General features: G+C 53.0%; 23 protein-coding genes. 1 reads left to right on the top strand and 22 read right to left on the bottom strand.

The annotated features are described in order from the left end of the window. Positions 1 to 130: 130 nt before the first annotated feature. Positions 131 to 319, bottom strand: coding sequence for a WYL domain-containing protein (locus tag HMPREF9166_RS12820; protein WP_009442090.1), 189 nt, complete (start codon positions 317 to 319; stop codon positions 131 to 133). A gap of 280 nt (positions 320 to 599) precedes the next feature. Here HMPREF9166_RS12820 and HMPREF9166_RS00590 point away from each other — a divergent pair, with 280 nt between their 5' ends. Then, positions 600 to 1211 carry an SAP domain-containing protein gene (locus HMPREF9166_RS00590; RefSeq protein ID WP_039980756.1) on the top strand — a complete coding sequence of 204 codons (612 nt, stop codon included), beginning with the start codon at positions 600 to 602 and terminating at the stop codon, positions 1209 to 1211. A 125-nt stretch (positions 1212 to 1336) separates the two neighbouring features. Here the strand turns inward: HMPREF9166_RS00590 and HMPREF9166_RS00585 are convergent, their stop codons facing one another. From HMPREF9166_RS00585 to HMPREF9166_RS00490, 21 genes are all read right to left on the bottom strand, one after another. Then, positions 1337 to 2935 (bottom strand): recombinase family protein, encoded by a 1599-nt coding sequence (locus HMPREF9166_RS00585; protein WP_039980754.1) that lies wholly within the window; start codon positions 2933 to 2935, stop codon positions 1337 to 1339. Further along, complete coding sequence (locus HMPREF9166_RS00580; protein WP_009442087.1) at positions 2920 to 4413, bottom strand: recombinase family protein; 1494 nt, start codon at positions 4411 to 4413, stop codon at positions 2920 to 2922. The genes HMPREF9166_RS00585 and HMPREF9166_RS00580 overlap by 16 nt, the downstream gene beginning before the upstream one ends. 34 nt (positions 4414 to 4447) lie before the next feature. Then, positions 4448 to 4633, bottom strand: a complete 186-nt coding sequence (locus HMPREF9166_RS00575) for an SHOCT domain-containing protein (protein ID WP_039980751.1) — start codon at positions 4631 to 4633, stop codon at positions 4448 to 4450. Between the two features lie 141 nt (positions 4634 to 4774). After that, entirely contained in the window at positions 4775 to 5167 is a 393-nt protein-coding gene (locus tag HMPREF9166_RS00570; protein WP_039981483.1) for a holin family protein, read from the bottom strand. Between the two features lie 2 nt (positions 5168 to 5169). Then, entirely contained in the window at positions 5170 to 6243 is a 1074-nt protein-coding gene (locus tag HMPREF9166_RS00565; RefSeq protein ID WP_039980750.1) for a hypothetical protein, read from the bottom strand. A 4-nt stretch (positions 6244 to 6247) separates the two neighbouring features. Further along, the gene (locus tag HMPREF9166_RS11765; RefSeq protein ID WP_071586062.1) at positions 6248 to 6469 is read right to left on the bottom strand and encodes a hypothetical protein; all 222 of its coding nucleotides are present in this window, start codon (positions 6467 to 6469) and stop codon (positions 6248 to 6250) included. After that, positions 6466 to 8157: a hypothetical protein gene (locus tag HMPREF9166_RS00560; RefSeq protein ID WP_039980748.1), complete on the bottom strand. Its 1692-nt coding sequence runs from the start codon at positions 8155 to 8157 to the stop codon at positions 6466 to 6468. Before HMPREF9166_RS00560 ends, HMPREF9166_RS11765 begins: the two co-directional genes overlap by 4 nt. Next, positions 8154 to 9062 carry a hypothetical protein gene (locus HMPREF9166_RS00555; RefSeq protein ID WP_009442082.1) on the bottom strand — a complete coding sequence of 303 codons (909 nt, stop codon included), beginning with the start codon at positions 9060 to 9062 and terminating at the stop codon, positions 8154 to 8156. Before HMPREF9166_RS00555 ends, HMPREF9166_RS00560 begins: the two co-directional genes overlap by 4 nt. 10 nt (positions 9063 to 9072) lie before the next feature. Next, on the bottom strand, positions 9073 to 9486 hold the full coding sequence (locus HMPREF9166_RS00550) for a hypothetical protein (RefSeq protein ID WP_009442081.1): 414 nt from the start codon (positions 9484 to 9486) through the stop codon (positions 9073 to 9075). 2 nt (positions 9487 to 9488) lie between these two features. Further along, the gene (locus tag HMPREF9166_RS00545; RefSeq protein ID WP_039980746.1) at positions 9489 to 9830 is read right to left on the bottom strand and encodes a hypothetical protein; all 342 of its coding nucleotides are present in this window, start codon (positions 9828 to 9830) and stop codon (positions 9489 to 9491) included. Beyond that, entirely contained in the window at positions 9802 to 12351 is a 2550-nt protein-coding gene (locus HMPREF9166_RS00540) for a hypothetical protein (RefSeq protein WP_009442079.1), read from the bottom strand. Before HMPREF9166_RS00540 ends, HMPREF9166_RS00545 begins: the two co-directional genes overlap by 29 nt. 186 nt (positions 12352 to 12537) lie before the next feature. Beyond that, entirely contained in the window at positions 12538 to 12852 is a 315-nt protein-coding gene (locus tag HMPREF9166_RS00535; protein WP_009442078.1) for a hypothetical protein, read from the bottom strand. A gap of 11 nt (positions 12853 to 12863) precedes the next feature. Next, complete coding sequence (locus tag HMPREF9166_RS00530) at positions 12864 to 13463, bottom strand: major tail protein (protein ID WP_009442077.1); 600 nt, start codon at positions 13461 to 13463, stop codon at positions 12864 to 12866. Position 13464: 1 nt separating this feature from the next. After that, entirely contained in the window at positions 13465 to 13827 is a 363-nt protein-coding gene (locus tag HMPREF9166_RS00525; protein WP_009442076.1) for a DUF3168 domain-containing protein, read from the bottom strand. Further along, a complete protein-coding gene (locus HMPREF9166_RS00520; RefSeq protein WP_009442075.1) occupies positions 13824 to 14222 on the bottom strand; it encodes an HK97 gp10 family phage protein in 399 nt (132 codons plus the stop codon). Before HMPREF9166_RS00520 ends, HMPREF9166_RS00525 begins: the two co-directional genes overlap by 4 nt. Continuing rightward, positions 14215 to 14553, bottom strand: coding sequence for a phage head closure protein (locus tag HMPREF9166_RS00515; RefSeq protein ID WP_175279218.1), 339 nt, complete (start codon positions 14551 to 14553; stop codon positions 14215 to 14217). Before HMPREF9166_RS00515 ends, HMPREF9166_RS00520 begins: the two co-directional genes overlap by 8 nt. Continuing rightward, entirely contained in the window at positions 14554 to 14829 is a 276-nt protein-coding gene (locus HMPREF9166_RS00510) for a head-tail connector protein (protein ID WP_039980744.1), read from the bottom strand. A gap of 74 nt (positions 14830 to 14903) precedes the next feature. Further along, positions 14904 to 16079: a phage major capsid protein gene (locus HMPREF9166_RS00505; RefSeq protein WP_009442072.1), complete on the bottom strand. Its 1176-nt coding sequence runs from the start codon at positions 16077 to 16079 to the stop codon at positions 14904 to 14906. A gap of 23 nt (positions 16080 to 16102) precedes the next feature. Further along, positions 16103 to 16792: a head maturation protease, ClpP-related gene (locus tag HMPREF9166_RS00500; protein WP_009442071.1), complete on the bottom strand. Its 690-nt coding sequence runs from the start codon at positions 16790 to 16792 to the stop codon at positions 16103 to 16105. Continuing rightward, complete coding sequence (locus tag HMPREF9166_RS00495) at positions 16782 to 18035, bottom strand: phage portal protein (protein ID WP_039980742.1); 1254 nt, start codon at positions 18033 to 18035, stop codon at positions 16782 to 16784. The genes HMPREF9166_RS00500 and HMPREF9166_RS00495 overlap by 11 nt, the downstream gene beginning before the upstream one ends. Positions 18036 to 18133: 98 nt before the next feature. Next, the gene (locus tag HMPREF9166_RS00490) at positions 18134 to 18460 is read right to left on the bottom strand and encodes a hypothetical protein (protein ID WP_039980740.1); all 327 of its coding nucleotides are present in this window, start codon (positions 18458 to 18460) and stop codon (positions 18134 to 18136) included. Positions 18461 to 18553: the final 93 nt, after the last annotated feature.

Genomic DNA, 18553 nt, shown 5'->3' with positions numbered 1-18553 from the left:
GGGCCTTCCCTCCTACGTTTCAAATATAAGAAAATTATAACACAGGATAGGGTATGTTGCCTAATGATTCTTTGTGAAAAAAACTGCCTGTAGCAGCCCCCATGCGGGAGGCTCTACACATAATGAAGAATTACGCTATCTCCTTATAATGCACCGTCAACGTATGCAGTCTTGTGCGGATCACATCTCTGAGTGCCAAAGGCTCGACTGTTTGCACTGCATCCCCATAGTGGATAAAGTAATCTGCGATGAACTCCTCCTCGCCCACATTGTAAAATCCATGGATATAGTACCGCCCATTCTCCTCCACAAGTCGCATGGATGGATAGTGTTCTTTATAAAAAAGAAATCCCGTCCCTGTGCCGTAATCTCGACGACAAAGGAGAGTGCATCGACACGGCAATAGAGATCCTCTGCGGGATGAGCAAAGGATAAAAGTGGCATCCCCGTCACATCCGTACACTCCTCCACCACAGTGATGCGGCCACACCGAAAGACACGCGCCTGCCCCATCTCGAAATCATGCGTTGTGTCATACCATAAATGTGATATAATGATAGACATCTATTCGTCTGACCTGCTATTTACGAGGAGATGTCATTATGACACAGCGTCCTGCATTTGATGAGATTCGCTCATATGAGGAGTTTATAAAATATTATTGGTATCGAACAGAACTCGTAGAGATTTGCAAAAAGCTTGGAATTGCACACAGGGGGGTAAAAAAAGATCTCAATCACAACATTGCAGAATACTTTAAAGGGAACATAGTCAAAGCCACTCCCCAAAAAGAGCAGATGATGTCATCTGGAGCGATTTCCTTGGACACACCATTACTTGCTTGCAACTTTTCGTTCAACACAAAGTTTAGAACATATTTCTCAAATCTGACGAGGGTTTCTCCCTTTAAATTTACAGCAGATATGGCGACCGCATGGCGAAAGGTGAAAGCGGATCACGACACATCGTTTACTATACAGGACATGTTGAATGTATATAAGGGGATATCGACGTATGCAAAGTATGATTCTTCTGTATGCGAATGGAACCGCTTCTTAAAAGATTTCTGCGCTGATCCCATAAATGACAAGTTCAAATCAAAATTAAAGGCAGCTGCTATCCTATGGCGAATTGTTCGTGATTCCGATCAACCTAAAATGTATTCACACACATTAGTGCAAGATCATTTAAAACAACTCGAAAAGCTTTAAGGATAACACTTCTTAATTAATTTGTTGACTGTATTGTAAGAAACGCTGATAACTGTAGTCCAACTTCTCTCAGCGCATCTTTTCCCTGCCAATGTCCCCCTATAGAGTACCGATCTTCATCCGCTTTATTTCCTTAAATAGAACAAACCTCTACATCCATCAACGCCGCTCTCAATCCCGCCCTTGAAAACAACAACCACCTGCCCGTCCTCCTTGACCACAATGTGATCGAGCAGTCCGCCCCATAGCTCCTCGTCAAACTCAACCTGTTCCCCGTTGATACCACATACCACTTGAATCATGCCCTCCAAGGTGTTTCTCTTGCCCTCCCTCTCGGCAATTTTCTCATCCAACCTCGCTAGATGCCCCTGCTTTTCCAGATAGCTTGCACGAATCTCATTTTCCTGTTTCAGATATGCCGTCTGATCCTGTGCCACCCGTGCATTCTCACGAATCAGTTTTTCAAGCCGTTCTGCCAAAGCGCGAAGTTCCTGCTCTACTTTATCCCGTTCCTCCATCAACTTCCCTGTCTGGCAAACATCATCAACCAGCGACCGAAGTTCTGCAATCACGTGCTCTTTGACTTCCACCAAGGAATTCAGTGCCTTGACGAAAATTCGTTTGATCTCCTCCTCCGTCAGATGCCTTGTGCTGCAAGGCTTGCCCTTGTGGGCATATTTCTTGTTGCAGCGATAGATGACTCTGCGGTACTTGTCCGTGGAGTGCCACAGCTTCGCCCCGTACCAACCTCCGCAGCTGCCGCATTTGATTTTGTTCGCGAAGATGCTCACGCCGCTGTGCTTGCCGTTCTGTTCTCTACGCTTTATCTCCGCTTGCACAAAGTCGAAGAAGTCCGGTGGGATAATAGCCTCGTGGTGCTCCTCCACATAATACTGCGGAATCTCGCCCGTATTCTTCCGTCGCGTCTTATCGAGGAAGTCTGCCGTATACTCTTTCTGGATCAGTGCATCGCCACGGTACTTCTCGTTGGTAAGAATGGAACGCACTGTGGAGATGTACCACTTGTCCTTTCCCGACGGTGATTTGATGCCGCGCTTCTCCAGTTCCTTAGTGATGGCGTAGAAGGATCGCCCGCCAAGGAAGAGTTTGTAGATGAGCTTTACAACTTTCGCCTGTTCCTCGTTGATTTTGAAATCCTTGTCATAGCCGAGGAATGCACTGTAGCCCACACTGGTCTTGCCCTCGGCGAACTGCTTGCGCTTGCCCCATGTGGTGTTCTCCGAGATGCTGCGACTTTCCTCCTGAGCCAGGCTGGACATAATCGTGATAAGGAGTTCGCCGCGCGAATCAAATGTCCATATGTTCTCTTTCTCAAAGTAAATCTCTACACCGTTTTCCTTGAGTTTGCGGACATTCTGCAGAGAATCCACGGTATTCCGCGCAAAGCGGCTGACGGACTTGGTGATGATGAGGTCAATCTTGCCGGCAAGGGCATCCTCGATCATCTGGTTGAACCCGTCACGCTTCTTTGTGTTGGTTCCACTTATCCCTTCGTCCGAATACATGCCGACGAAATCCCAATCCGTACGACTCTCGATGTAGTTCTTGTAATGTGCCATCTGCATTTCGTAACTGGAAGCCTGTTCTTCATGATCGGTCGAAACTCTAGCATACCCTGCCGTTCTGCGCCGCCTTGGTTCTGCCGTAACCTCAGAGCGAAAGATTTTAGGGCTTGCTGGGATGACTCTCACTGTCTTTGCCATCGGTATGCGCCTCCTTCTTTCAAATGGAAAACAACTTCATCGTCGGATATGATGATCCGCTCGACGTTCTGCACGATCTTGCCCTCGTAGCAGTCACCGAACAAGGATTCTGCCGCTTCCTTTAGTTCGGATTCGGGCAGCCGTTTCAATCCGCATTTCGTGCGTGGCTGACTGCACGCCCACACCTTAGTCCCCTTCGTCCATGTATCGCGCTCACACTTGCTGCCGCAGGAGGCGCAGTACACTTTGTTGGTGAAGGGATTGCTGCCGCGCTGCCCGTTGTAGATGCGGGCAGTCTTTTTTATGCGACCATTGGTTAGGTGAAATTCCACACAGTCACCGTGAATGACGATCTTGGACACCTTGCGCTTGAGTTCTGCGGCATCGAAATCATCCTTCTCTATGACGGCTCTGACCGCAGCCATAAGCTCCTCTTCCTTGATTGGACGGCTGTCACAAGCAGTGCTGCCTTTCCGCTCTCTTGTGTTGCAGCCCCATCGTCTGTACTTCCCTGCAGATCTTCTGCTGAAGCCGCCTCCGCAGCATCCGCATTTCACCATTCCCGAGAATGGCATTAGCACAGGATTCCGATTGCAAGACTGCGCGGCTCTCAGTTTCCGTATCTCCTGCACCTTATCGAAGTCATCCTTGCTCACAAGCGACTCGAACATCCCATCCACCAGATACATAGGCAGCTCCCCTTTATTCCGCTTGCGAATATGCCCCTCACTGATGTAGTTTTTCTGCAATGCCATTGTACCCGTGTAGGAGATGTTGGAGAGAATATCCTTTACCGTGGTCTGCTCGATGGGTCTCCCCTGCCGCCCCGTGATTCCGCGCCCTGCGAGTCTCTTCGCGATGGCGTAGGCAGATTCCCCGGCAAGGTATCTGCGGTAAATTTCCTTGACGATCTTGCCCTCAGCAGGGATAATGCGAAACATCTCACCGTCCCATTGGTAGCCGTAAGGTGCTTTATGCCCGTTCGGAATCCCCTCTGCGAACCGCCTCCGCACGCCCCACCGAATGTTGTCGCCGATGCTTCTGCTCTCTTCTTGGGCAAAGGATGCGAGCAGCGTCAAGAGGAGTTCTCCGTCCTCGGATGTGGAATCAATGTTCTCGCGCTCAAAGCGGACGGCAATCCCCTTCTCTTTCAGTCGTCGAACGGTATGAAGGCAATCCACGGTATCTCTGGCAAAACGGCTGATGCTTTTGACGAGCACCAAATCAATCTTCCCGGCGTTGCAGTCGGCGATCAGTCGCTTGAACTCCGTCCGATGCGCGGTACTTGTGCCTGTGATGCCTTCATCTGCGTACACTCCTGCGTATTCCCATGCGGGATTATTCTGGATGAGAGCACTGTAGTAACTGACCTGCGCCGCAAGAGAGTGGTGAAGAGTGTCCACAGAGACGCGGGCGTAGGCAGCCACACGCAGCTTTTTCTGCAATATAGGGCTTGGTTGGACTCTTCGTATCTTCAAGGCAATCCCTCCTTTCCACTCCCATATTCCCGTACTATCCGCACGATAGCAAGTCAATATCTGAAAATAGAAGCCCTATGACGGGGCGATATTTCTCGCGCATTTTCGCTTCAAAGGCAAGATACTCGTCCTCTGACAAAAGTCCGCTCTGCAGCATTTTCCATGAAGCACGCATCACCATCTGATACGTCATTTCCCGAAGTCCATCTTCCTTGCTCATCTCAACATCTCCCTTCATGAAGCAGCAGACAAAAACGGCACTTTTGGTCACCCCTACGGGCAAAATTTCTGTATGAAACACAATTACGCCAATATAAAAAGCCCGACGATCATCCGCCGGGCGTTGAAGTTGTTATGTATCCTATTGATCTTTGAGGCTGTGCATCATGTCCTGCAATTTCTGTGGAACGGGAAGCCCCATTCGTGCTGCGTTCTCGATGATCGAGATTCCTTCGTTCGAGATGTAGAAGAAGATCACGGCAGAGCGCAGGACGCATCCGCTTCCAATGATGTGAACATCTAACACATTCGCCACGCCGACAAGAGTGAAGATGCAGACTTTCTTGCAGATTCCCTTGAACCCTATCGCACTAGACAGTTTCTTTTCCACAATCGCACGGAGAACTCCCGTGATGTAGTCCGTCGCCACAAACGCGACAAGGGCATAGAGCAGATCGTCGAAGCTGCCAAGAAACTCCCCGACCACGATGCCAATGCCCGCCGCATAAAGACGTATGGTAAGAATATGATCCATCATCAAAGACCTCCTGCCTTTTTCCATTTATTGAGATTGCTCATCCTGCGCAGACGGTAGTTGTAGCATCCGCGCATCAGTTCCGTAAACTGACCGTCTTTCCATAAATATAAGGGCGAGCCTGTGCTGACAAGATATTTCCCCTGTCCCAGAGGGCAGAGACTTGTACGGGCAGTCGGATTCGTTTCCAGTTCCATGAGCAGCTCATCCTTTGCGCTGTAAATCTTTGAGATATATTTTTTCCCAGAGATAAGATAATCCAGATTTGCAGGAAAGCGCATATACATTCCATCATGGAGAGGATAGCGGATGCTGTAATCCGGTGCGCTCCATCTGCTTTCCGAAGTATGGGATTCCCCTGTAACAGAGTCTCTTGACGTTGTTTTGGTTTTCTCCATCCAAGGCTCAAGATTGCTGCCATCGAAGAACACATAACGGTCTGTGCTGACATGGCTTCCGTTTTCCCCATGCTCTGATATGGAGTGCCATATCATCACTTTGAAGTTCCCTGCTTTATCCACCCGCCCGCCTTCTGTTTGGCAGCTATAGAGGTCAGTGGGACCGGATACGGCGGGAGCACCAAACATCGGCACAAGATCGTATGAGGCAATAATCTCTCCGTTGCATTTAACAGCGAGGATACTGTCACGCTGATCTGCCCCGATGAGCGGGAACACGAGAGCATTGACAGCTTCGAGGGTATAGAGATTTCCCCGCTCATCCATTTCGGCATCAAGCATTCCATAGCCTGTAACATACGCGAAGTGGCGACTGCTGTTGACCATCCATATATCCTCTTGGGAAAAACCGAGCGGATGAATCTTTCCTTTTGCATAGTACGAATGGAGCATCTGGTTTTTTTGATCCTTCCACTTTATCTGGAGGAGCGGTATGCCGGAAAGAACATTCGTCGGAACATAACTGCTGCCCCCATTGGATTCATGCCCGTAGACGCAGCGACCGTCCGTCCAGATCCATTCGCCCGGATAGACGGTGCGATTTCCTATGCAGGTAAGCCACACACCATCCGCAAGCACCCGATTCCCGCGCACCTCTCTCACTCTCGCCCTGTGCATCGTCTCACGCTCCCACGATAACGGCAGTGCCGCCCTTTGAAATCTGTACCCACACCAAACTGCCGTCTGACGTATTGCAGTCCACTGCCGCACGGAAAGGATAGGATCGCTCGCCGATATGAACACGCCCGTTACGGATGATTCCCCTCTGTGCGCGAGATTCCTGAGATTGTCCATTTTGCAGTCCTGCTCGTATTGCCGCCGCAAGTCCAAGAACGCCGTTCATCCGTACCACCTCACCATCTTGATTGTCTGCCGCAGGAGGCGCGGCGTGAGTTCCACCGTATTAGACTGCAAGAAATACTCGTACCCCTCGAAGCGGATGCGCTCGGTAAAATCGACGATGTGGTCAATGTCAGGAACGCCGCTACGAATCCGTGCGCGAATCTCCACTGTAACTGTCTCCTGCGTTTTGCGATTGAGCCATTCGATTTCCTTTGTCAGCATCCGTAAATATTCTGCCCCCACAACGGGAAATTCGGTGTCGATGAGCGAGGAATACGGCAGTGTATCGTCACTGGCGTAATGAGCACCAAGGCTCAGATTCGACTGCTCGACGGTGAACTGACTCGCCTTACCGCCGGGCTTTCCCTGTGAGAGCGAACTTCCTTCAAGCACACCGTCCACATAGACCGTGGTCGCATACCATCCATAGCCGAGCGGCGCATGGTAGGTAATGCGCTCCGTCCCCTTCTCACGGCTCCAATCCTCCCAGTCATATTCCGTATGCTTCTTCCCGTCATTGACCGCCTCTGTTGTACGCTCCCACTCCTTGAAGAGATACACGTCACGCCCTGTAGAGGCATAAGCATAATCCGTACGGCTTGTCGAACCGTCCACATTGTGCGTGCGCTTTTCGGCGAGATACTCCCCGTCATAGGAATAGGTACTGTAGCCGTTTTCGTTCGTCTCACGGACAAGAAAACCGTTGGAGTAGGTTCTGCTGATCTCTTTGAAGGAAATCGTGCCCGTAAAAGGAACGGGAGACGTGTCCTCCTCGTTGTGCGCTCCGGTGGAATCGTTGTGAGAGCTGTGCCAGACGGAGCGCAGGAGCTTCCGCTCTACGGTCGGCTGTGCGTGCGGCCAGTTCGTAATGTCAATGACAGACTCCTCCATGCCGCGCTGAATGATGTGGAGCGTATCACCGCGAATAAAGACGTTGATCTGACGTTGCGGCAGTTTTGCCGTCCATCCGAAGAGTGCGGAGATGAAGTCATGGTACGTCATACCGCTGCCCTCAAAGTTCTGCGACGGCGTGAAATCATCGGTCAGGCGATGCAGCCGAATCCTCAGTGCCGCCGCAATCTCCGCCGCATAGCGCGAGACCTTCGCCCGCTCGACGTAGATATGGATGGGCGTGTAGAGGAGTGTGTCTTTACTGTACGTCCCCTTGACGGACTGCACGATGCCGCGCTGACTTGTTTCCTCGACGAGAAAACGGAAGGCATAGTCCAGCACCCGACCTTGGACGTTCGAGCCGATGGGGAGAGGATTCACGGTTTCGAGTTGAATGTTATCCGAGAGACTGAGTTCGCCGAGCGTCACGGAGAACGAGCGAATCCCGCGCTCTCTAAACTCTGCGTAGGTAAGCGTATGTGGAATCTCGATTTTCGTGTCTGCAACGATGCGTGACTGTTTGACAAGAGTCCGTTTCATATCTACCAACGCTGCTTCACAATGACCGATACGACGCTGCGTGTCGCCCGTTACCGTGATTTTCTTGACGATCCGAATATCGCGCAAGGTATCTGCACGCATGGCGATGGACGTGTTGAGACGGCGCGACGTATCTCCGCTGACCTGCACGGGCTGACGAAATACGGGAATCACCGTGGCATATATAACAGACTTGATGTGAATGCGCCCGAACGGCAGCCACGCAATACAAATGCCAGGTTTCAGCTTGATGCTCATGTTCCCGCTCTCCATCCGAACTGCCGCCCCGTGAGTTCTGCAATCGTCATGGAGACGGATCGTGCATCCGCAACAACGGACGTCGGATTCTGCTCTACAATGTGCCTTCCGTATTCCGTGATATTCCCGCCGCTCTTTTCATGTGCTGTCAAGGCACACAGTCCCTCTGCCGTGCGATAGGCGGGATTGCCGAGAAGGGAAATCCCCGTCACACGCGAGTCCGCGCCATACTGCGCGGACAGGGCGGCAACATCCACCGTTTGCAGAATCTCCTGATTCGCCGCTGTCGCCTCATAGCTTCCATCACCGCAGTCGGTCATATTTGTCTGCGTCGATTGGACGGGCAGCATAATGACCTGCTCTCTCGGACTGATCTCCTCATCCGAGAGGATGAGGTTCGAGACGAGAATGTCCTCGGTTCTACTGTAAACCGTAATGGTCTTTTCACTGGAACTGTAGGCGTACCAAAAAGAGCAGTCCTGCTTGTTATAAACCTCGCGTTCGTTCAGGAGTGCCCGAAAGATACCGTCATTGTTCTGCCCCGGTTTGACGTGGAACCACAAGGTATTGACTGCATTTACGCGAATGCTGTCGGAAGTGGCAATGGTATCGTTATTGTTGTTTCCCTTCATGCGCCACCTGCTCCAGGACGTTTCCGCGCTAACGATGATGTAGCCTCCAATCGCAAGGGTAAGTTTGGCACGGTCTGCATTCTCCGGTGCTTTGAAGTACAGATCCAGTTTCCCGTAAAGCTCTGTGGGGAATTCTGAAATCGTCAGCCCTTTGTCACTGGTCGGCTGCCAAAAGGATACGCCCGTCTTGCTGTACTGCTCCCCTGTTACCGTCGTGCCTCCACGAGCCGAGAGCAGCTCCGCATAGCCCGGATTGATGTATTTGAACGCCATACAAACCTCCTCAATTCGAGACTAGGAGTCCCTCTGCCTGAATGTCCACGCTCACATCCTGCTGCGGTGGCTCATCTGCACTGCTGAGTGCCTTGACCCAGAAGACGGTATTCGTGTCGCCGACATTGGATAATGCGATACTGTCTTTCCACTCGGCGGACTCCAATACCGTTTCGGCAGTGTATCCGTTATTGATTGCCGCTTTCCACTTATCCGCATGATCGCCAATGAATTTGATCGTCAAGGCTCCGTCAATATGGAAGCCGCTCTCACACCGCACGGCGCATTTGACAGCTTTCTGCTCGCCCTTGCCCGCATCGAGGAGGACGGAGATGGGCGCAAGTTCCGTGCCGGAGCTGACCTCCGTCCCATCCTTGCTACCCTCCGTCGGATTGTTCATATAGATATGCAGGAGTTCTGCCATTGTCACACCCTCCAAAATTCCAGAGACAGTTTATATACTTTCGGAAAATGAGCCACATACTCGTAGGACTTCACCACAACACGCATAGAGGGCAGGATGTTCCCGCCCTCATCCGTTACGGATACCATCGTGCGGCTATCCCAATATGCCTTGATTTTCTCCCAATCGGCAGCAGTGACCGTGACCGAACAGGAAATACGGTCGCCCTCCGTGATGTGTCCGAAATCCTGCACGACCGCTCCGCCGACAATTTCCAAAAGCTGTTGACGGTCGTCGGGAATGGTCTGCCAGTTTTCAACGGATAATGTCCGTACCTCACCAATGTGAATATGAATTGGAATCACCCCCTAGGGCATTTTCAACGGCAGGACGGATGCGGTCGGCGACATGATCGGCGAGCATACGCATTCCCTCGTTATCCTCCGTGACGGCGTTCTCGATTTGCACCTGTATGTGAATCTGGCGATTGTCCGTCATGGAGGGAGAACCTTGTGCTTCACGAGAGGACGGGACATTTTGTCCCCCTCCCTGCACGATCTGCACCTGTTTCCCCAATCCTGCCATCATCTGTGCATACGAGAACTCCTGCCCATTGACACGGATGCGGGAACTGTCTTCACGCTTCTCGGGGGCAAAATTCGGCAGGAGATTCTCCATCGCCCATTTGCGCCCGGACTGGAACTGCTGCAGGAGTTCCGGCGTCAGCCTCAGATCCTCTGCCGTAAACTTGTTCTTTTTGCGCAGGTACTCCATCAGCCCGACCTGCCCGGACTGCTTGAATACCTTCAGTTCCTCTTTCTGGGAGCGCAGGACTTCCAAGGCGGCATTACGCTTGGCATCGAGTTTTTCCTTCTCTGCCCAGCGTGTCGCCTCGACCTCGTCCAGACCTTTCTGCACCCACGCATCCTTCTCGCGCTCGATCTCCGCAAGGCGATTTTCGAGTTCCGTTTTCCAGATCGAGTCAATATTGGAAGCGACATCACGCTCCCACTGCTCCATGACACGCGCCTTGCTCTCACTGAGCCAGTTCTGCGTTTGGACTTCGTCCAAGCCCTTCTGACGAAAGGCATCGGCTTCACGGGCGATGGAATCCAGCTTGTTCTGCAGATCCGTCTTGTAGAGCGCATTCGCCTTGTCCACAACGTCCCGCTGAAAGTCAGCGTAAATCTTCGCTTCTTTTGCCAAACGGTATTCGTCAATGAGGTGCGGATCTGCGCCCTTCCGGAAGAAATCGAAGGATTCGCGATCCAGACTGTGAAAGCTGTTCTGAACATCCGTGTGTGTCAGTGTATATAAATTGTCCGTCAGCTGTGCGGTCGCCTTTGCAGACTCGCTGACCGTCTTTGCAGCATCTTTCTCGGCTGCCGCACGGATTTTCGCCGCCTTTGCATTCTGCTCCTGCGCCTTGGCATTCTTCTCCGCTTCGGCACGTGCCTTCTCCTCTGCCGCCGCTTTCTCTTTGGCAATCTTCTGCTGTTCTTGGTATTTCTTGTACTCATCGCCATAGAGTGCGTCAAGAACCGTACCGCCGAGGAACGGAACAGCAATCAGCGGAGATGCCACAGGATGATTCTTCATGAGCCACGCATTCGCCTCGGCGTGTTCATTGACCTTATGAATCTGCTCGCCGACAAAGCCCGCAAGCTCCGCGACGGTCTTGAGTGCTTCACCCCATCCGAGGACGGCATCCTTGATTTCGTCCTTGTTATCCCGAATCGTTTCAACGAGAGATTCAAAGCCGTCATTGATCTCCGGCATGAGTTCCTCGGCGACAGGAAGCAGTGCCGCACCAAGTGCAAGTTTCAGCTGTCCCGCTTCCATCTCCATTTCGCGCCACTTGAGATAGGTCTCATGCGCCTGTTCCGGGTCGAGCAGTCCCGTGGTCTTGACGCGCGAGGAAATGGTCATCAGATCGTCATACTGTTCGAGAATCGGAATGAGCGCCGTACCACGCGCACCGAGCACCTCGGCGGTATATGCTTCCTCCATCCCGGCCTCGCTTGCGGTCTTATATCCCTTCGCGAGTTGGGCGAGCTGCTCATTCAGCGGCAGGAGATTCCCCTGCTGGTCTTTGAGTGCGATGCCAAAGCGCGAGAGTGCGCGAGACGTGTCATTGCCGGAATTGCCCGCTGCAGATACCTGCTTGTCGAGACGTGCAATCAGAGGAATGACGCTCTTGATGTCCGTATCCGCAAGTTGGAACACCCGATTGAGCGCCGCCGCCTCACTCGCAGAGACATGAAGTCGCTGCGTCAGCTTATAGACGTTCTCGCCCGCAAGCATCGCGTCCTTTGTGATGTTGAACAGTCCCGCGCCTGTTGCAGCGACTGCCATAACGGCAGCCATCTTTGTGGAGAGGACATTGAATCCGCTCGTTAGATTCTTGACACCCGCCTGTGCCGCCGTCATGCCCGCTGAGATACGTCCGCCGAGCGTGCCGGAGAGTACCGCACTTTCTTTTAGGCGGTTATTCAGCTTTCGCACCTCTGCTTCGGTCTGTGCGACAGCGCGCTGTTGTCGCAGGAGATTGCTCTCCACACGGCGATAGGCGGCGCTGTCCGCGCCATCGTTTTTCTTTGCGGATTGGAGGACAGCGGCAAGAATCTGTTCTTTCTGCCGCTGAATGTCGAGTTCTCGGTTGATCGCCTGATAGCGCACCTTGATCTTGTCCAGTTCCGTCCCCACGCCGTCGAGTTTGGCAAGGTCGGCATCCAGTTTCAGATGGATGTTGTTTGCCTTGCTGTTGAGACGTGCGATGGAATCCGAGACGGTCTTGCCCGCCGTATCGAAGTCCAGCTGCAGCTGTGCGATGTTGAGACCGATGTCGAGATAGAGTTCATCGATCTTCTGTCCGCGCTTTGCCACTCCATCTCACTCCCTACATCACATCGTCAATAAAGCGTTCACATTGCTGCTGTTCGCACAGTGCCGTTACCACAAGCTGATCGAGCAGGAATCCAATCTCATGTGAATCAATCTCGTGCATTGTCCACCCGTAGGCGGACTGCAGTCGCTCGTAGTAACGCAGTAAATTCTGGTACGGAGAAAGAACTACGCCTCTTTCCCCGTCTCCCCGTTTGGGAGGTTCACCAGTTTGGAGAAGGTCAGTGACTGAATCCAACGGAAAAGGAAGCGCGTCAGCGGCACAATGTCCGCAACGTCTACATTCTCCTCCACGGATTCCCTTGTCACTTCCTCCCTGCCGAAGCCGAGAACGATCAGACGGACATGCTCGTCCAGAAAATCTTCAAGGCTCAAATCTTCCTTGTCGGCATCAAAAAAGGCAAGGAACGCACGCCAGACCTTCATCTTCGGAGGGTTCGGCGTGATCTCCCTGCCCGCAATATGCAGTTTCGGTGTTTCCATAGCTTCCTCCCTCAGACCTGCTCGTACCACTTCGTCCCCGTCTCTGCGGCAAAGCCCGCTGCCTCCTCATCTGCCTTGGCGTAAGAGAGACCGTCCGAGAGACGGTAGATCGCCTTTGCCGTCAGCGTCGGTGTGTCGAACTGAATGCTCTCCTGCTTTGAGTTGCCGCTCTCGGAGGGTTCCGTGAATTGGACTTTGTAGAATTTGGTGTATCTCTTCTTGCCGTTGCGCTTATCCGACTGAAAGAGCACGGCGAAGTACGGAGCGACATCGTCCTTGCCCGCCTTCATTACGCCGTTTTCGATACTGTGTCCCAGAAGGTAAGCCGTGTATTCCAAAGGAAGCGCGGCAGTATCGAAGGTCAAATCGTAGGATGCGGTATTAGATGCCGTATCCACGGACTGCCCATCCGCGAAAAGTTCCGCCTGATTCGTCTGCGGCTTGATGTCCACTTTGCGCAGGAGCTTTCCTAGCGGAATCGGAGCTTCGTAGGTCGCCGCCCCTCCTGCCGCATCGGTGAGCATCTTGGCGATATGAAGTTTCTGGATGTTGATGAACTGCCCGCTCGTAAGATTCCCTGCGGGCTTTGTTGCCGGTGTTGGACTTGGCATTTTATTCTCCCTCCACTGCTGTTCTGTAATCTGTGATTTCCACGAAAATATCTTTCTCTGTCAGTTCCTGCGTCTGCGCACGGACAAAGCCGAGTGGCAAAAGCGCGTTCTGCACGGCGTGATGAATCTCTCCGAATCTACCATCCTTCGTCAGAATATGGATACGCACCGTGATTCGGCGTTCCAACTCCGCACCGTCTGCCGAGAGCGCGGGAACGTCGGAAATGACGGAGTAAACGAGAATCGGATACGTCCCCGCATTGGGACTGCGCCCGTGGTAGATGCTCTTCTTTCCATGCGCGAGAAGCTGCGTCAGCTCCTTGGAGCGCACAAGTGCCTGATACACCATCTTGGCAACACTCATTTTCCCCTCCTCCGAATCGCCGTACGCACAGCATCGACGATGGCAGAACGAATACCGTCCTTCTTGGCATCGAGCGCGGGATAGAGGAACGGCTTGTTAATACGTGGGCTGAACTCAACGAGCACGCCGTAGAATACGCCATCCTGAGACGCTGCATCTGCCGCTATGCGCCAAACAGAACCGTCCTTCCTGCGCAGTCGGTTATGGATCGAGTCACGGAGTGCGCCCTTTACCACGCGCTTATCTGTTCCCGTATAGACAGGACAGCGGTTCTTTGCCTCTGCGACCACATCGTCCGCGCCATGCGCAAGGGCTTCCTTTGCCGCAGTCGTTGCCTCCGCGCCGAGTTCCGAAAGGATCTTCTCGGCAGAGACGAAACCTCTATATCTAGCCATCTTCCACCAACTCCCTGCATTCCATCACGAGCCATCGCTTCTTCCCGCCAAGCGGATACGGCGGCACAATCGGTGTGAGGGTTTTATCGACCCAACGGATACGATCCGTCACTTTTACATCTTTGCAATAACGAATGACGATGCGGTAATCCACCTCCTGCACCTTCTCCGCATATCCGTCGGAGATTTTTGCCGCAAAGGGCAGAACGAGTGCCCATGCTTTCCCGACTTCCTGTGTTGTTTGCGCGAGGATATTTCCCTCATCGTCCGTATCCGTGACGGGACGCAGGAAAGTGATTCGATGACGCAGTTCGCTCATGGACACTCTCACCTAAAAGTCCTCCTTCCGTACACCGAAAAGCAAGGAGCGAAGCGTCAGCGCAAGCCCTCTGTGATCCGCTTCCTCCCGATGTTCATAGAGATAGGACACGGCATAGAGCACCGCGACACGCACGATTGCCTGATCTTCGACCTTGGACAGCTTCTTCACACGCAGGAGAGCCGTACAAATCTGTTCTGCCGTTTCCGTAAAGTGCATGAGGAGATCGTCCTCATCGTCGGTATCTACACGCAGATACTGCTTGACTGCTGCAAGTGGCACAAGCATAGAACCACCTCCCCTCTTTGCCGCAAAACTAAAGTCCATCAAATTGGTGCTGAATTTATCAGCGCTTCCATACATCAGCCCTTCATCTTGAGCGTCTGCACGGCTTCCTCGAGGACGAGTTTGCCGTCTACACGCTCCTTCATGACGTAGCCGACCATGCCGTTGCCTGCAAACAGCTCCTTGAGTTCCTGCAGGGAACGTGTCCCACGGTCGCCGATGTTGTAGTAGGAGTAATCGCCGAATGCGATGACGATCTTTCCCGCCTCGACAGCGGGCATATACGCCGAAGAGTAGACGGGGTAGCCGAGCAGACGGTCTGGTTCACCCATCTGGTACGATGGCTGCCAAAAATATGCACCGTTGGCATCCTTGAGCTTTCGGATGCTTGCAAGCGTCTGGTCGTTGACGATGAACGCCGCATTCTTGCGGTAGGGACGCTTGAGACTGTAGACGAGCGTCACGAGTTCGTCCGCCTTGATGTCTGCCGCCGCCGTGGTGACGGATGTCTTTGCCGAGGTGAGAAGTCCCTTCGGCTTGTGCGTGCCGTCGCCATTGAGGAACGCATCCTCCTCTGCGTTGCCGAGAGCCTTGCCGAACTGCTCGATGAGATAGCTCTCAATGTTGAAGGCGTTGTCGTAGAGAAGCTCTTCCGTCACCTTGACCGCGACGTGGAGCTTGTGTGCGTCGAGAACAATCTGGTCAAAGGTCGCGTCGCCGAAGGTAAGCGCAGCGCCCTCCTCGATCCACGATGCCGCAGGTTTGGTGGCGGCAATGTTGATCTTGTGTTCGCCGCTCGTGGTGATAACCGTCGCAAGCGGACGCAGGACATTCTCTTCGCTGAGTACGTCGATGAGACGTTTGTCATATTCCTCGGGAACGAGATAGCCTCCGCTGGCATCCGTCCCCTCCTGCAGGACGTTCTCCACCTGCCGAAAGTTCGTACGGAGAGCTTTGAGCATCGCAGAGCGGTATGCCTCGCTTGCACGCCCCGTCTTTTCTGCATTGAACGCAGCCCCCGGAGTGTTGGTGATTGCTGCCGTTACAGGCTTTGCAAGCTGCGCGTCAAGAATCGCCTGACGCTCTATGCGCTCGATGTCCTTGCCAAGCGCGAGTACCTCGTTCTCCATCTGCTCATACGCCTTGGCATCCTCTGCCGTAAGACGACCGTCCTTTTCGTGAGAATCCAGAAACTGCTTTGCCTGTTCCCACATTTCTGCACGCTTCTCGCGCATTGCCATGATCTTATCCATGTGTTTGTCCCTCCGTTAGTTCCTTAGTGTGAAATAGAAAAGAGCCGTCTTTTCAGAGGCTCTGCATCGACATTGTGTGTCCCCTGCCCGAATTTCGAGAGCAGAGAGTTTGTGACGGCGGCGCGGGAGAAGATCAGCCCGTCTGCCGCAGCACTTGTGAGATGTTCCCTATTCTCATAGAGAACGGAATCCGCAAACCCAAGTTCCACTGCTTTCTTTGCATTCATCCATGTCTCGGCATCCATGAGACGTGAAATCTTCGCACGGGAAAGTCCCGTCTTGAGTTCGTAGGCGTTGATAATGCTCTCCTTGATTTCAGAGAGGAACGTAATTGTCCGCTCCATCTCGTGCGTGTCTCCGATAGAAACGGTCATCGGATTATGCAGCATCAACAAACCTAGAGGAGAAATCTCGACGGTCGATCCTGCCATCGCAACGACGGATGCGGCGGAAGCGGCAATCCCGTCAATCTTGACCGTGACCTCGCCGGGATATTCCATCAGCATATTGTAGATCTGTGCCGCTGCATAACAGTCGCCGCCAGGTGAGTTGATCCAGAGGTCAATATCTCCCTCAGCGGCGTTCAGCTCAGAGCGGAACATCTGAGGTGTGACCTCATCGCCCCACCACGTTTCGTCTGAGATTTCACCGTCGAGGAGCAAGACACGCTTCTCTCCCTCGTTCCGTACCCAGTTCCAAAATTTACGTTTCATCACTTACTCCCTTCTGCCTACCGGCAAACAGCCCCGCATCCTTTAGCTTCGTCATATTCCCGTTGATAAGGTATAGATCGCCGCCCTCCTCCGCTTCGATGGGATTCATGTCCTCAAGACTGCGGATGTCATTCGCGGAGAGCCATCCGTTCTGCCGCCCGATGGCATATCCCTCCATACGGCTCTTGTAATCCCCACGCAGCAACCCATCGACGTTGAAACGAATGAAGTAATCCTTCCGCTCCTTCTCCGTCAGCAACGCCTTTTGAAGCGACTGCTCCCACCGCACGACCCACGGGTTCAGTGTGTACTTCACGAACTCCAAGGACTGCTGCTCGATGTTCGAGAAACTCGACTTTTCCAGATCACCGACCATATGCGGCGGCACACGGTAGAGACGTGCGATCTCGTCAATCTGGAACTTCCTCGTTTCAAGAAATTGCGCCTCCTCGGGCGGTATGGCTATCTGCTGATACTTTACGCCCTCCTCAAGGACGGCGATCCTGCCCGTGTTCATCGTTCCACCGTAAACGGCGTGCCAACTCTCACGGAGCTTCGACGGGTCCTTGAGAACCCCCGGATGTTCCAGAACACCGCCCGGACGCGCCCCATTCTTGAAGAAGGCGGCACCATATTCCTCTGTGGCAAGCGCAATCCCGATGGCGTTCTTCGCCATAGCGATAGGAGAATATCCGACAAGACCATCGAAGCCGAGTCCCGGGATATGCAGAACATCCTCATGGCGCAGACGAATCTGCCCCTTGTCTGCAAAATTCGGATTCTCCTCCGTGCTTCGCATATAGGTGTAGTAGAGTTCCCCCGTACGGCTGTCGCGGCTCACATCCATCTTGTCCGGGAGCAGCGGATAGAGTCCAAGGACACGCCCCCTGCCATCCCGAAGTATCTGGGCATAAGCATTTCCCCACAGGAGGAGATGCGCCATAAGCGTCTCACGAAAGACGAAACTCGTCATCTCGGAATTCGGCGCATCGTGGAGTAGGAAGTACAGCGGATGCTCCGGCACGCGCTCCTTGCCCTGTCCTTTGTAGACGTAGACGTGAAGCGGCAGCCCTGCGATGGACTCCGCGAGAATACGGACACAGGCATAGACCGCCGTCGTCTGCATTGCCGTCCGTTCGTTGACCGCCTTGCCCGCCGCTGTCTGCCCAAACAAAAAGGACAAGCCGCCAAGATAATCTCTGGGCTTGTCCCGCGAACGAAAGAGTTTTGTGAAGAAGCTCATGGAAACCTCCATTTCCAAAACGGTATGAAAAAGCCTTAACACAGAAGATGATGAGAGCAAGAGCACCGCCCTTTCGAGCGGTGCTCCGTCGTTTCAGCTTAGAAGATTTCGATGCAGGAAAGCTCCATGCTGTTGATGTCGGCTGTGAATTTCGCGCCCCGCGCAATCTCGTCGGCGGCTTTCAAAAGCTCCTCCGGCGTGGGATTTCCGCCCATCTGGCAAATGCTGGCATTGGCTTTGATGTCTCGGAAAACCTCGCGGGCTTCCCAATCCGTCTTCTCGTAATCCGTTTCTTTGCGAATCTCGATGCGGATGTAGCTGTCGTGGTTGCTCTCGTTTGCCCAGCCCATCGTGTTTTCCTGCAGCTTGAGTCCGTACTCGGCAGCCTTGCTCTCGATGATCTTGGCGATTTCCTGCTTGTTCATTTTCTTTTCCTCCGTTTCTGGTTCCTTCGGTTTTCCCTTTCGGTATGTGTATATTCCCGTACTATCGGCAAAATAGCAAGGCCATATGTGAAG

Source organism: Selenomonas sp. oral taxon 149 str. 67H29BP, from assembly GCF_000146365.1.
Classification (GTDB): Bacteria; Bacillota; Negativicutes; order Selenomonadales; family Selenomonadaceae; genus Centipeda; species Centipeda felix.
This window is presented reverse-complemented; position numbering and strand designations above follow the sequence as displayed.

Bases quoted from the DNA above. Each gene is read 5' to 3' on its own strand.
- HMPREF9166_RS12820 (WP_009442090.1), bottom strand. From the start codon at position 319: ATGCGACTTGTGGAGGAGAATGGGCGGTACTATATCCATGGATTTTAC.
- HMPREF9166_RS00585 (WP_039980754.1), bottom strand. From the start codon at position 2,935: ATGGCAAAGACAGTGAGAGTCATCCCAGCAAGCCCTAAAATCTTTCGC.
- HMPREF9166_RS00575 (WP_039980751.1), bottom strand. From the start codon at position 4,633: ATGAGCAAGGAAGATGGACTTCGGGAAATGACGTATCAGATGGTGATG.
- HMPREF9166_RS00570 (WP_039981483.1), bottom strand. From the start codon at position 5,167: ATGGATCATATTCTTACCATACGTCTTTATGCGGCGGGCATTGGCATC.
- HMPREF9166_RS00565 (WP_039980750.1), bottom strand. From the start codon at position 6,243: ATGCACAGGGCGAGAGTGAGAGAGGTGCGCGGGAATCGGGTGCTTGCG.
- HMPREF9166_RS11765 (WP_071586062.1), bottom strand. From the start codon at position 6,469: ATGAACGGCGTTCTTGGACTTGCGGCGGCAATACGAGCAGGACTGCAA.
- HMPREF9166_RS00560 (WP_039980748.1), bottom strand. From the start codon at position 8,157: ATGAGCATCAAGCTGAAACCTGGCATTTGTATTGCGTGGCTGCCGTTC.
- HMPREF9166_RS00555 (WP_009442082.1), bottom strand. From the start codon at position 9,062: ATGGCGTTCAAATACATCAATCCGGGCTATGCGGAGCTGCTCTCGGCT.
- HMPREF9166_RS00550 (WP_009442081.1), bottom strand. From the start codon at position 9,486: ATGGCAGAACTCCTGCATATCTATATGAACAATCCGACGGAGGGTAGC.
- HMPREF9166_RS00535 (WP_009442078.1), bottom strand. From the start codon at position 12,852: ATGGAAACACCGAAACTGCATATTGCGGGCAGGGAGATCACGCCGAAC.
- HMPREF9166_RS00530 (WP_009442077.1), bottom strand. From the start codon at position 13,463: ATGCCAAGTCCAACACCGGCAACAAAGCCCGCAGGGAATCTTACGAGC.
- HMPREF9166_RS00525 (WP_009442076.1), bottom strand. From the start codon at position 13,827: ATGAGTGTTGCCAAGATGGTGTATCAGGCACTTGTGCGCTCCAAGGAG.
- HMPREF9166_RS00520 (WP_009442075.1), bottom strand. From the start codon at position 14,222: ATGGCTAGATATAGAGGTTTCGTCTCTGCCGAGAAGATCCTTTCGGAA.
- HMPREF9166_RS00510 (WP_039980744.1), bottom strand. From the start codon at position 14,829: ATGCTTGTGCCACTTGCAGCAGTCAAGCAGTATCTGCGTGTAGATACC.
- HMPREF9166_RS00505 (WP_009442072.1), bottom strand. From the start codon at position 16,079: ATGGATAAGATCATGGCAATGCGCGAGAAGCGTGCAGAAATGTGGGAA.
- HMPREF9166_RS00500 (WP_009442071.1), bottom strand. From the start codon at position 16,792: ATGAAACGTAAATTTTGGAACTGGGTACGGAACGAGGGAGAGAAGCGT.
- HMPREF9166_RS00495 (WP_039980742.1), bottom strand. From the start codon at position 18,035: ATGAGCTTCTTCACAAAACTCTTTCGTTCGCGGGACAAGCCCAGAGAT.
- HMPREF9166_RS00490 (WP_039980740.1), bottom strand. From the start codon at position 18,460: ATGAACAAGCAGGAAATCGCCAAGATCATCGAGAGCAAGGCTGCCGAG.